The organism is Moritella yayanosii, assembly GCF_900465055.1.
GTDB classification, from domain to species: Bacteria; Pseudomonadota; Gammaproteobacteria; order Enterobacterales; family Moritellaceae; genus Moritella; species Moritella yayanosii.
Genome location: NZ_LS483250.1, coordinates 1,075,836 through 1,089,545, shown reverse-complemented (window position 1 = coordinate 1,089,545; position 13,710 = coordinate 1,075,836). Strand labels below are relative to the sequence as shown.

Here is a 13,710-nt window from a genome sequence, read left to right as displayed (position 1 = left end):
TTTTTTGTTAGTTTTTAGTTACAATGGTCATTCCGTTGGGAATGGCCAAGTAATTTAAAATCTTTGCTACCATCTCTGGCGCGGTGGACATTTAAAGTGAAAAGGGCAGAGAATGCAGAATAACGTCATGAAAGCCTGGCTAGAATCCTCTCATCTAGCCGGTGCGAACCAGACATATATTGAAGACCTATATGAGCGATTTTTGGCAGATCCAGATTCAGTTGACGAAGAATGGCAAACTGTATTTTTAGAGCTACCTAAAGTTGATAATACTAAAGAAATTCCACATGGTCCTGTAAAGGATTATTTCATTCGCTTGGCTAAAGATACCTCTCGATATGCTGCTCAAGTAAGCGACCCACATAATGATGCAAAACAGGTTAAAGTATTACAGTTAATCAATGCTTTCCGTTTTCGAGGTCATCAACATGCTAACCTAGATCCATTAGGTCTATGGAAACGTGATCGTGTACAAGATCTAGACCCTGCATATCACAACCTTTCAGATGCTGACTTTGATGCCAGTTTTAATGTTGGTTCATATGCAATTGGTCAAGAAAGTATGAAACTCAGTGAGCTTTATATTTCGTTACAAAAAACCTATTGTGGTTCAATTGCAGCTGAGTATATGCATATTGTTTCTACTGAAGAAAAACGTTGGATCCAAAGCCGTTTAGAATCAGTTGAAAGCACGCCTGAGTTTGAAAAAGAAGATAAATTACGATTTTTAGATAACTTAACCGCGGCTGAAGGTCTGGAAAAATACCTTGGTGCTAAGTTCCCTGGAGCCAAACGTTTCTCGCTTGAGGGTTGTGATGCACTGATTCCAATGATGAAAGAATTAATTCGTCGTAGTGGGGAACAAGGTATCAAAGAAGCCGTTATTGGTATGGCGCACCGCGGCAGACTGAATATGCTGGTGAATGTACTTGGTAAAAAACCAACAGACCTGTTTGATGAATTTGCTGGTAAACACGGTGACGCATGGGGCGCGGGTGATGTTAAATATCATCAGGGCTTTAGTTCTGATTTTAGTACTCCAGGCGGTAACGTACATCTAGCACTTGCTTTTAATCCATCGCATTTAGAAATTGTCAACCCAGTAGTAATGGGTTCTGTTCGTGCACGCCAAGAACGTTATGGTAGCACTAACGGTGATGATGTACTGGCAATTACAATTCATGGTGATGCTGCAATTACAGGCCAAGGTGTTGTTGCTGAAACATTCAATATGTCGCAAACACGCGCTTATGGTATTGGCGGTACAATTCGAATCGTTGTCAATAACCAAATTGGTTTTACAACATCAAACCCGAAAGATATGCGTTCTACAGAATACTGTACGGATATCGCAAAAATGGTTCAGGCCCCTATCTTCCATGTTAATGCAGATGACCCTGAAGCTGTTGTATTGGTAACACAAATTGCACTTGATTTCCGTAATACATTTAAGCGTGATGTTGTGATTGATTTAGTTTGTTATCGTCGCCATGGTCATAATGAAGCTGATGAGCCAAGTGCAACACAGCCATTAATGTATAAGAAAATTAAAAAACACCCAACGCCACGTCAAATATATGCGGATCAACTTGTAAATGAAGGCGTTATTGATGCTGCTGAAGTAACAGGCTTTATTAATGAATATCGTGATCAACTTGATCATGGTGAATGTGTTGTTAAAGAATGGCGGCCAATGAAACAGCACTCAGTTGATTGGAACCCATATTTAAAACACGAATGGGATATGCCTTATCAATCACAAGTTCCTCAAGATAAATTATCTGACCTTGCATTGAAAATGACGGCTATACCTGAAGGGCACAAGATCCAATCTCGTGTTCAAAAGATTTATTCAGACCGTATTTTAATGGCAAAAGGTGAGAAACCATGTGATTGGGGTTTTGCTGAAACGCTTGCATATGCAACATTACTTGATGATAACTATAATGTCCGTCTTACTGGACAAGATGTGGGTCGTGGTACTTTCTTCCATCGCCATGCAGTGGTTCATAATCAAGACGACGCAAGTACATACACGCCATTAGCTAATTTAAAACCTGAACAAGGTGTGCTAACTATTCACGATTCAGTATTGTCTGAAGCCGCGGTATTAGCGTTTGAATATGGTTATGCGACGACTGAACCAAGTGGTTTAACTATTTGGGAAGCGCAGTTTGGTGATTTCGCCAATGGCGCACAAGTTGTATTTGATCAATTCCTTTCTTCTGGCGAACAGAAATGGGGTCGTATGTGTGGTTTAACAGTATTGTTACCACATGGCTATGAAGGGCAAGGTCCAGAGCATTCATCTGCACGTTTAGAACGTTATATGCAAATGTGTGCTGAGCATAACTGGCAAGTGTGTGTACCTAGTACACCTGCGCAGGTTTATCATATGCTTCGTCGTCAAACAGTACGCCCAATGCGTCGTCCATTGATCGTGATGACACCTAAATCGTTATTACGTCACCCATTAGCTATTTCTAGTTTATCTGAATTAGCCGATGGCACGTTCCAAAATATAATTGGTGAAATTGATACGCTCGACTCAGCACAAGTTAAACGTGTTGTGATGTGTAGTGGTAAAGTGTATTTCGATTTACTGGAAACGCGTCGTAAATCGGGTCAGACGGATGTTGCTATTGTACGTATTGAGCAGCTTTATCCTTTCCCACATGCGGAAATTGCCGCTGTATTTGCAGAATATCAACACGTCGACCAGTTTGTTTGGTGTCAAGAAGAACCTCAGAATCAGGGTGCTTGGTATTCAAGTCAGCATAATTTCTGGGGTGCAATCCCGCAAGGGGCGAAGTTAAGTTATGCTGGGCGTGCTGCATCAGCATCTCCTGCAGTCGGTTACATGTCTGTACATACAAAACAACAGCTAGCACTTATTGAAGATGCTTTAACTGTTGCACAGAAATAGTTTAATAAAGGAATTATGAAAATGACAATTGAAATTTTGGTACCTGTACTGCCAGAATCTGTAGCAGATGCAGCTATTGCAATATGGCATAAACGCCCTGGCGATGTTGTTGAGCGTGATGATATTATTGTAGAGATTGAAACTGACAAAGTTATTTTAGAAGTGCCGGCGGTTGAATCTGGTGTGCTTGTTGAAATTATTGAAGATGACGGTGCAACCGTTCTTGGTCTACAAGTGATTGGTAAGCTGAAAGTCGGCGCAGTCGCTGGCGAAGAAACAAAAGATAAACCAGCAGAAGTGAGTGAAGCAAGTGTCGATGCAAGCCCTGCTGTACGTCGTCTTATTGCAGAAAAAGGTTTAGATGCTGCTAAGATTACTGGTACCGGAAAAAATGGCCTAATCATCAAAGAAGATGTTGAAAAAGTATTAGCACCTGCAGCAAAAGCACCAGTAGTTGCACCGGTAGTTGAACTTCAACCTGGTCGCAGCGAAAAACGTGTGCCTATGACGCGTTTACGTAAGCGTATTGCTGAACGTCTATTAGAAGCTAAAAACTCAACGGCAATGCTGACCACATTTAACGAAGTTAACATGAAACCTATCATGGATATTCGTAAGCAGTATAAAGATATATTTGAAGAGCGTCATGGTATTCGTTTAGGTTTCATGTCTTTCTACGTGAAAGCGGTTGTTGAAGCGTTAAAACGTTACCCAGAAGTGAATGCGTCACTTGATGGTACTGATATTGTTTATCATAACTACTTTGATGTAAGTATCGCTATTTCAACACCTCGAGGTCTCGTTACGCCAGTACTACGTGATTGTGACTCGATGAGCCTTGCTGATATCGAGAAGAACATTCGTCATTTAGCGCTTAAAGGTCGTGATGGTAAATTGTCAATCGAAGACCTTACTGGTGGTAACTTCACGGTAACTAACGGTGGTGTATTTGGTTCATTAATGTCAACACCAATCATCAATCCACCACAAAGTGCAATCTTGGGTATGCATAAAATCCAAGATCGTCCAATGGCTGTCGATGGTCAAGTTGTCATTCTGCCGATGATGTATCTAGCTCTTTCTTACGATCACCGTATCGTTGATGGTAAAGAATCTGTTGGTTTCTTAGTAACAATCAAAGAATTATTAGAAGATCCAACTCGTCTTCTTTTAGATGTGTAATATGTAGTTAATTTAATTACTTACGCCTTATTTTAAGGCGTAAGTTCTCGGGACAAGCCCTAGTGGCTAATAACATGGATATACGAGCATGAATCTGCATGAGTATCAGGCAAAACAACTTTTTGCTGAATATGGTTTGCCAGTTCCAGAAGGTTACGCAACAAACGTACCTCATGAAGCTGCAGCTTTCGCTGACAAAATTGGCGGCGATAAATGGGTTGTTAAGTGTCAAGTTCACGCTGGTGGGCGTGGTAAAGCAGGTGGCGTTAAGCTTGTCACTTCTAAAGAAGAAATTACCGCATTCGCTGAGCATTGGTTAGGTAAAAATATAGTTACTTATCAAACAGATGAAAAAGGCCTGCCAGTTTCACAAATTCTTGTTGAAGCTGCCGGTGATATCGCTACTGAACTTTACCTTGGTGCTGTTATCGACCGTGGTTCTCGTAAAGTTGTATTTATGGCATCAACTGAAGGTGGCGTTGATATTGAGACTGTTGCGGAACAAACTCCTGAGTTAATTCACAAAGCAACGATTGACCCGCTGGTTGGTGCACAACCTTTCCAAGCGCGTGAACTTGGATTCAAACTTGGTTTACAAGGCGCTCAAATCAAACAGTTTACACAGATCTTTATGGGTCTAGCTAAAATGTTCACTGATTGTGATATGGCGCTACTTGAAATAAACCCACTTATCGTGACAGGTGCCGGTGATCTGGTTTGTTTAGATGGTAAGATTACAATCGATTCAAATGCACTTTATCGCCAACCTAAACTACGTGCTATGCAAGATATTACTCAAGAAGACGCACGTGAAGCTCACGCTGCTAAATTTGAGTTAAACTATGTTGCATTAGACGGTAGTATTGGTTGTATGGTAAACGGCGCAGGTCTAGCCATGGGCACCATGGATATTGTTAACATCCATGGTGGCAGACCAGCTAACTTCCTTGACGTAGGCGGCGGCGCAACAAAAGAACGTGTTGCTGAAGCATTCAAAATCATTCTTTCAGATGACAATGTTAAAGCCGTACTGGTTAACATTTTCGGTGGTATCGTGCGTTGCGATATGATCGCTGAAGGTATTATCGGTGCAGTACAAGAAGTGGGTGTAAAAGTGCCAGTTGTTGTACGTCTTGAAGGTAACAATGCAGAATTAGGCCGTGAAGTTTTAGCTAAATCTGATTTAAATATTATTGCAGCATCTAGCCTAACGGATGCAGCGCAGCAAGTTGTTGCAGCAGCGGAGGGCAAATAAATGAGCATTTTAATTAATAAAGATACAAAGGTGATCTGTCAAGGCTTCACGGGTGGTCAAGGCACTTTCCACTCAGAGCAAGCTGTTGATTACGGAACACAAATGGTTGGTGGTGTTTCTCCTGGTAAAGGTGGCACGACACATTTAGGTTTACCTGTATTCAACACAGTACGTGATGCGGTAGAAACAACAGGCGCAACTGCATCTGTTATCTATGTACCTGCTCCGTTCTGTAAAGATGCGATCTTAGAAGCAATTGATGCTGGTATCGAACTTATCGTTTGTATCACAGAAGGTATTCCGACTGTCGATATGATCGAAGTTAAAGTTAAACTTGATCAACAAAATGTGCGTATGATCGGTCCTAACTGTCCAGGTGTGATCACTCCTGGTGAAAGTAAGATTGGTATTATGCCTGGTCACATTCACAAACCGGGTAAAATTGGTATTGTTTCACGCTCTGGTACGCTTACGTACGAAGCAGTAAAACAAACAACGGATGAAGGTTACGGTCAATCAACATGTGTTGGTATCGGTGGTGATCCGATCCCAGGTACAAGCTTTATTGACATACTTGAATTATTCGAAAATGATCCGCAAACTGAAGCAATCGTGATGATTGGTGAAATTGGTGGTACGGCAGAAGAAGAAGCAGCAGCTTATATTAAAGCGCATGTAACTAAACCTGTGGTTTCTTACATTGCCGGTGTTACAGCGCCTGCAGGTAAGCGTATGGGTCATGCTGGCGCAATTATCGCTGGTGGTAAAGGTACTGCGGATGAGAAATTTGCAGCACTCGAAGATGCAGGTGTATCAACTGTACGTTCATTAGCTGATATTGGCTCGGCATTACGTGCTAAATTAGGTTAATATCTGTTTTAATTATAATAAACCACCTTCGGGTGGTTTTTTTATTTGTGCATTTTCTAGTTTATGTGTCTATATTATTAATAATAAGGTTGAAAATATTAAAGTTTTATCTACGCTAATAACTCGCCCTCAGGGTCAATTCTGTATTATCTAGGAGCATGACTGATGGAAATGTTACGACCTCATAATGGAATAATAATTTTAAAGATACCTACCGATCTTGATACTGAGAACGTTGTTAGTTTACAGCCAAGGTTGGAAGCATTGGTTGATGAACATGCTGAAAATATAATTTTAGATTTTACCAATGTGACCTTTATAGACTCAACCGGTATTGGTGCCATTGTTTTTTTATTCAAAAGACTAACCTCACAACGTCGTACGCTATCCTTACTCAAAGTATCTGGCCAGCCCTATAAACTAATGACTATGTTACGTGTTGAAAATGCAATTCCGTTTATCGAAAACATTACTGAATGTGAGAGTAATCGCTCGGCATAATTAAATGCCGTAAGGTATTGAATGAACAAATTATTGCTATGGACAGCTATTTGTATGTCTTTGTCGGCATGCACAAATTGGCCCCAAGAGGGCTATTTTGACAATATTGCAATACATACAGAGGAACGCATTTATTTTAAACAGCATTATGATTATTTAAATCTACATTTCTCAGTGGCCAATTTACGAGGTGCAAAACCGTGTGTTCCTGCATATGTAAAAAAAGTAGAAAATATTAATAGTCGTGTGGAAAAATCAATTTCAGTTGAAGATCTGAAACATGTAAAAGTTGAAATGGCTATTCTAGAACGACATATTACGGATTTAATTGTTAATCTAAATAATACAAGTAGCAATACCAATTGTGCACAGCCCCTTCATTCATTTACGTCTCATGTTGTACACCCGTTGATTTATCAACTTGACCTCTTGTTATATTGCGCTCCGCAATTTGAAGAGGGTAATGCAATTATGACTAAATTGTATAAAGTATGCCTTCGGCAAGTCAGTTTTTTGCTGTTAGATAATCCCAACATTGTGATTGAATATACTAAATATAAGTTACTTAAAGATCCCAAAAATAAAAAAATAGAAGCGTTAACAATTAATTACAACAAAAATATTGTTGTTCATAACGCCGCCGCCATGATAGAGAGCTCGAGTGAAGGGACTGCGGTTTCAGATAAGAGTAGTGATGAAGATTATAATGAAATAATGCGTCAGTATTTACTCTTTGACCAAGTACCAAGCCTGAACGTCCAGCAATTATCTAGATCACAGTTAATCATTGAACAACAACATATCCCCACTCAAATTCATGAAATTCGCATATCTAATATTAAGCCTAATGATTATGCCGAGGGGCGATTTACTACCAGTTTAGATAATGTCGAATTACTTAATTTACGCACAGATGTGATCTTCAATCATGTCTCTGGTCTAGCTGCGAACCCAAATCAAAACAAAGTCATATATGAAGAACTAAAATTTGGCGCTAGACCTCCATTAGCACCAGTAATTAGCACGCTTATCTGGCAATCAAAGAATAATAAAGATGTAGACCTTAAAGTTAAGAACTGGCGATTTTTGTTGAAAAAAGGTGAATTATTTAGTGATGCGGCATTGCCGAAAGGGGTCACTTTATGAAATTATTATTTTTCGTTATGTTGTACTTTACTTTTTTGTCTGCATCATCAATAGCGTTTGCCCAAGGTGACATTATCGATTCGGGAGATCAACTGTTTATTTTTATGCCGGGCGAAAAAGAGTTTGAAAAACCGTTTCAAGTAGATGCAAGTGGATCTATTCAACTCCCTGAAGTCGGGCGAATATATGTAAAAGGCAAAACATTAACAGCAGTATTAGAAGATTTAAAGCAATCTTTAAGTGTGGTTTTTCGCGATATATCAAAGCTGTATATTGAATTTAGAGCACGAGAAAAACTAGTGACAGTATTAGGTTATGTCAATGACCCTCGTGAGGTCGTGCTGCCCGAACTTGGGAATGTACAGATGGCGTTAAATAAAGCCGGCGGGATGTTAGCTGGCGCTCAACTCGATAACATGCAGTTACAACGCGATGGTAAGGTTACCATATTTAATTTTAAGCGTTATCTAGAAACAGGAAATGAAACGTTACTTCCAGCACTAAGATCTGGAGATATTATCTTTGTCCCCTCGTCACCATTGACAGGTAATGTGCAGATGATTTTTGATGCTAGGTCATTAAAACTAGGTGGCGATGCAAGTGATACTCAAAAAGCGGTGACTGTTTTCGGTGAGGTGAATGCGCCTGGCACATTTTCCTATGTACCAGGGATGACTATCATCGAAAGTTTGATGAAAGCAAATGGTGTGACGCGATATGCTAACGTTGGTAAAATTAGAATTATAGGGGCTAAAGAACCACAGATGTTCGACTTAAAACATTATCTAGATACAGGGGATGTCTCTAAACTACCGAGAATAAAACCCGGTACGACTATTTTTGTTCCTATTCAGGTCGAAGATATTAAAGTTGGTTTGCAAGTTGTTTACGTCATGGGGCAAGTCAACAAACCGGGGGCTTATGAAGGCCGTGAAGGTATTACCTTTATGGATATGCTCGCCAATGCAGGTGGTCCGAATCGATATGCCGATACACAGCAAATTCGAGTGCTTAAAATGAATGGTGAAACATTCCGTTTTGATTTAAAAAAATATACCGATGATCCTGCAAGCAACCCTTTTCCAGAAATTGGCGGTGGGGATGTCATTTTCTTACCTGAAAAGGCGGACATGATTGAGAAGTCATGGTTAATTGAAGCACATAATGAAGCAATTAAAATCATTGGTGCAGTAAAAAACCCCGGTCGTTATCAATGGGATGATGATATGACATTTCTTGATCTATTAGGACACGCTGAGGGCCCAACTGAAAAGGCAAATTTAGCAAAAATAATTATTGTTGGTAATGATGGTTTAGGTAAACGACTGTTTTTTGATTTAGAGCAATTCATGAAAGTGGGTGGTGATTATTTAACGCTGCCACAGTTATCGGCTGGTGACACGGTAATGTTCACAGAGCTTCCGGATGATCCAACTGATAATAAATCGAAATGGATTAAGCAAGAATCTGAATCTTCTATTTACATTCTAGGCGCGGTTGGATCGCCTGGGCGGTATGCTTTTAACAGTCGGTTAGACTTTCTAGATTTATTATCCGCTGCTGATGGCCCGACCAATGATGCTGATATCAAACACATTAAAGTAACACATCGAAATAGACGATATGCGAAAACATCAACACTTGATCTTGATATGTACTTTGAGACGGGTGATGAAACGCTATTACCACAAATATTACCAGGGGATACTATTTATATTCCCGCTAAGAGTCTGCAGGGGGTATTAAATAATACGACTAATATCGTGCAGGTATTAGGTGCTGTGCATAACCCTGGACGTTATAAATATGATCCTTCACTTGATATAGTTGGCATATTAACCATGGCCGGAGGTCCAACTTCAGAAGCCTATATCGACCGCATTGTCATTGTTACTAAACATGGGGGAATGCAACATACTGCGCGTACGTTTAATATGAAGCATTATTTTATCCAGCCAGACTATCGTGATATTCCAATTATACATGCAGGCGATACCATTTATATTCCGAATGAAAAAGAGTCTAATTGGAGTCAGTTAATGGATATATTAGGTAGTGCACTGAGTGTCGTCACACTCTTTATAGTAGGCTCTTCGTTATGAATATATTACCGGAAACATTCATAGAAATAGAACAAATATATCAGTTGATTATGAATGAAAATATTAAGTCTTTAGCGGTAAATTGTGCTCAAGGAAAGGAGGGCACTACTGAGTTGGTGTTAGCGCTTGCTCGGCGTCATAAAGCGTCAGGGAGTAAAGTTCTAATTGTTGATCTCAATACATTTAAACCCGCAATCACTAATGAATATGTTAAAACAAAGCAATCATGGTCTCTTCATGAACCGGATTTACAAAAAGCCCGCATAACTGAATTTTCGGCCAATATCGATATTTTACCGGCTCCAGAAAGTGGACAAGATAAAAATATTACCTTTCGAGATGAAATAAAGATCAAAAATGCGATCAAATTTTGGCTACAATATTATAATTTTATTATATTTGATACATGTGCTATTACTCGGAAAAATTATTCGAACATACCTGGAGAAGTCATTGCTAGGGGCTGTGATGCGAGTTTACTGGTTGTCGCACCCGGTATTTCGCTCGAGAGTAACGTATTAAAAACAATTGACATTTTTAAGCTCAATAATGTGAAATTACTTGGGGCAGTTATTAATGATGTTAAGTGCCCACCGCTCGATATGCAATTAAGAAACTCAGTACGTAGGCGACTAAAACGTTTCCCGATACTTAAACAATGGTTACTTAATCGAATCTCTAATATTGATATACTAAAAGGAAAAATTGGCCGCTGATGAAAACACAACTATTCGCCAAACAATATTCATTAAAGCTTGATTCAATTAGTGAGGTCCGGCGCCTGTTATCTACATTGTGCCACCAACTCGCTCTGGAACAAGCTGAAATTGATCGAATTACGTTAGTGTTAGCTGAGTACCTCTCGAACCTTTATTTCTATAATCAAGGTTCTGCTAATTGGTTTCGCATTCAGCTGGCTGGTGTTAAAGGAAATTGGTATTTTGCAGTTACCGATAGTGGTGATCCGTTTAATCCCTATAATGTGGATGTGAATGACATATTTAACGGTCAGTTACTCACCGGCGGTATGGGGTTAGCATTAATTCAAAAGAATAACCGTGCTGGTAGTTATGTGAGTAATGATGGAATTAATAAATTTATTTGTCCATTAACAGAACAGACAAAAAAATTAACAGTGGTGGTGGTTGATGATGATCGAATCCTATTGTGTGCATATCGAAGTTTTCTGCAAAATGAATTTGTGGTGCATATATTTTCGGAGGCTGTTTTGGCGCTTAAATTCATTGAACACGAAGGCTGTGATCTCATTATTGCAGATATTCATATGCCTGAAATGTCCGGATTTGAATTTCGGCTTAAAGTTGAATCCTTTGATAAGGGGGTTTTAACGCCATTTGTATTTTTAACTGGTGATGATAATGTATCTTTACAAGAGCAGGCCGCAGAGGTATCTATTGATGGATATCTCATTAAACCGATCACTAAAACTGCATTATTAGCAGTTTGCACTCGTGTAATACGGCGAACTAATCAGCTTGCACTACATTATCAACAACGCGTTGTGGAATCACTTAATCGGCCATTTAAACCCACACTACCATCAATGGCTGGTGATTGGCATTTTTCATTAGCCCATACATCAGCAAGTGAAGGTGGGGGGGATTTTGTATTCTTTCATGATTATGGAACTAGTAAGTTACTTATTTTAGGTGATATTATGGGGCATGGGCCTGTCGCTAAGTTCCATAGTTTTGCGATAATGGGCTACTTAGAAGGTTTAATCACATCAACACCTAAATCGCCCACTGAGTTACTGTCGGGTTTGTCAAAAAGGTTATTTCTAAATCAGCTGCTAGAGAGCAGTATGCTAACGTGTATTGTTGTAAAATTAACTGGGAACCAATGTGAAATAGCGACCGCAGGGCATCCTCAACCCTACGTATTACACAAAACGGGTTATGACGTAATTGATTGTAAAGGTACTGTATTAGGGCTTTTGCCAAACGAAGAATACTCATCTGTTACGATACAATTAAAGCCGAATGAAAAAATTTTTTTCTATTCAGATGGTATTTTTGAAAATATAGATAGAAATTGTGATGGTATTGACAGCATACTCACGGGCATTAAAGGAGCAACCGCTCAGAATATTCTGGATCAACTGTGGTTACGATTTGAATCTCTTTCACCAGACCAACTCAATGACGATGCAACGGCAATCGTCATTGAGCTAAATATTAAATAAGTTATAAGTATAAATATCAAACTATGAGGTAGTGAAATGGAAAATACAATTATAAATGAATCAGTATTCTCTCAATTACTCGTTGATGTGGGCGAAGACATGTTACCAGCGTTAGTTGCTGTGTTTAATGAAGAAACAACAGAACGAATATCAGACTTACAACATTTAATGGTGAATATCGATAATAATAAAGTTGCGCAGAGTTGCCACAGCATAAAAAGTAGTGCGGGTACGTATGGTGCGTTAATCGTGCAGCAACATGCTGAAGAATTAGAGGTGATGGCAAAATCAAATAGTACGGGTGAAGTACAAATGAAATTACCATTATTAATTAGTAGTCTACAAGATGCAATTAACGCACTGGCGTTAAGATGTGATTAACAACCGATTCAATAGCCTCTTTTAATTTTACCCGGTCGTGATAGTTTTTATTAACGTCTTCACGTAAGTCGTGAACATAGGTAGGGTAAGTCAACGCTGATTGTTTATCTATATCTTGTATTACGGCATGAATGAGTGGAAAACCTAGCGTATTTTCGCACCATTGTAAGCGTTCTTGTAACGAGATTGTTGATGCTGGTCCTATCTCATGCTTTAAGTTACCTAGGAAAATCACTTTTGCATTTGTTCTGCGTAAGGCTTGTTGTATATCGTTAAGCAACAGTGGTGGCATGATACTGGTTAGAAATGAGCCTGGTCCCAATAATATCAATTCAGCTTTCTCAATGGCCTGTACGGCCTCTAATGTTGCAGCAACATTAGGTTGAACGGTTAAATGATTGGGGAATTCATGCATTTTATCCACTGACACCTCCCCATGAACGTTGTTACCACAAGGTGTAACAGCGATTAAATCACTAGGCTGTTCTGACATTGGGATAAGTTGGCATTCTACATGTAACATATTACGAATGAGATTAACAGCGTCTAGTGGGCGTACGCAGAGGTTATCTAAAGCGACTAACATTAGATTGCCTAGGTTATGGTTTTTTAATTCACCTTCGTTTTGAAAACGATATTCAAACAATAAAGAACCAATATCAGGTTGAGTGACTAACTGATTGATACAATTGCGGAGATCGCCCCAAGCGATACAATTCTCAGAGTGCCTAAGTCGACCTGTCGAGCCGCCATTATCGGTGGTGGTCACAATACCAGTCAATCTTGGACCTAAAAATGAAAGTGAAGAAAGCACTCGGCCTAGTCCGTGACCACCGCCAATAGCAACAACTTTATCGAGGTCAGAAAGTGATGTTTGCAACATATGATGAATCAAACGTAAGTGAATTATATCGTCATCATATCTTTAAAATAAACATTTTGGTACGACGTTATCTTGATTTGTTTACTTAACAAGCAACCTTTTAAAAGAATGAACTATTTTGAGTGATTGGGCAGTATGAGGTAGCTTGGGTATATTGCAAGAGTGAGCCATTCGTCATTGGAAGTATAGCTAATAATAGTCTTGTTTAAGTACTCTGCATCTTGGATTTTTAAATTGAATTGAAAAATAGAAGTAAAA

At 39.3% G+C, this 13,710-nt stretch carries 11 protein-coding genes; 10 read left to right on the top strand and 1 reads right to left on the bottom strand.

The annotated features are described in order from the left end of the window. Positions 1-112: 112 nt before the first annotated feature. From sucA to MORIYA_RS04810, 10 genes are all read left to right on the top strand, one after another. Entirely contained in the window at positions 113-2,926 is a 2,814-nt protein-coding gene (gene sucA / locus MORIYA_RS04855; RefSeq protein ID WP_112713169.1) for a 2-oxoglutarate dehydrogenase E1 component, read from the top strand. 21 nt (positions 2,927-2,947) lie between these two features. Further along, positions 2,948-4,108 (top strand): 2-oxoglutarate dehydrogenase complex dihydrolipoyllysine-residue succinyltransferase, encoded by a 1,161-nt coding sequence (odhB, locus tag MORIYA_RS04850; RefSeq protein ID WP_112713167.1) that lies wholly within the window; start codon positions 2,948-2,950, stop codon positions 4,106-4,108. An 88-nt stretch (positions 4,109-4,196) separates the two neighbouring features. Beyond that, positions 4,197-5,363, top strand: coding sequence for an ADP-forming succinate--CoA ligase subunit beta (gene sucC / locus MORIYA_RS04845; RefSeq protein WP_112713165.1), 1,167 nt, complete (start codon positions 4,197-4,199; stop codon positions 5,361-5,363). Beyond that, a complete protein-coding gene (gene sucD / locus MORIYA_RS04840) occupies positions 5,364-6,233 on the top strand; it encodes a succinate--CoA ligase subunit alpha (RefSeq protein WP_112713163.1) in 870 nt (289 codons plus the stop codon). Positions 6,234-6,398: 165 nt separating this feature from the next. After that, positions 6,399-6,734, top strand: a complete 336-nt coding sequence (locus MORIYA_RS04835; protein ID WP_112713161.1) for an STAS domain-containing protein — start codon at positions 6,399-6,401, stop codon at positions 6,732-6,734. Positions 6,735-6,755: 21 nt separating this feature from the next. Then, positions 6,756-7,880 carry a hypothetical protein gene (locus MORIYA_RS04830; RefSeq protein WP_232011512.1) on the top strand — a complete coding sequence of 375 codons (1,125 nt, stop codon included), beginning with the start codon at positions 6,756-6,758 and terminating at the stop codon, positions 7,878-7,880. Beyond that, positions 7,877-9,982, top strand: a complete 2,106-nt coding sequence (locus MORIYA_RS04825; protein ID WP_112713159.1) for an SLBB domain-containing protein — start codon at positions 7,877-7,879, stop codon at positions 9,980-9,982. The genes MORIYA_RS04830 and MORIYA_RS04825 overlap by 4 nt, the downstream gene beginning before the upstream one ends. Beyond that, positions 9,979-10,698: a cellulose synthase operon protein YhjQ/BcsQ gene (locus MORIYA_RS04820; RefSeq protein WP_112713157.1), complete on the top strand. Its 720-nt coding sequence runs from the start codon at positions 9,979-9,981 to the stop codon at positions 10,696-10,698. Before MORIYA_RS04825 ends, MORIYA_RS04820 begins: the two co-directional genes overlap by 4 nt. Beyond that, positions 10,698-12,188 carry a SpoIIE family protein phosphatase gene (locus MORIYA_RS04815; RefSeq protein WP_112713155.1) on the top strand — a complete coding sequence of 497 codons (1,491 nt, stop codon included), beginning with the start codon at positions 10,698-10,700 and terminating at the stop codon, positions 12,186-12,188. Before MORIYA_RS04820 ends, MORIYA_RS04815 begins: the two co-directional genes overlap by 1 nt. Before the next feature lie 36 nt (positions 12,189-12,224). Then, positions 12,225-12,569 carry an Hpt domain-containing protein gene (locus tag MORIYA_RS04810; protein ID WP_112713153.1) on the top strand — a complete coding sequence of 115 codons (345 nt, stop codon included), beginning with the start codon at positions 12,225-12,227 and terminating at the stop codon, positions 12,567-12,569. On the opposite strand, the gene MORIYA_RS04805 is transcribed toward MORIYA_RS04810, so the two are convergent. After that, positions 12,541-13,452, bottom strand: coding sequence for a gluconeogenesis factor YvcK family protein (locus MORIYA_RS04805; protein WP_112713151.1), 912 nt, complete (start codon positions 13,450-13,452; stop codon positions 12,541-12,543). The genes MORIYA_RS04810 and MORIYA_RS04805 overlap by 29 nt on opposite strands. Between the last annotated feature and the right edge of the window lie 258 nt (positions 13,453-13,710).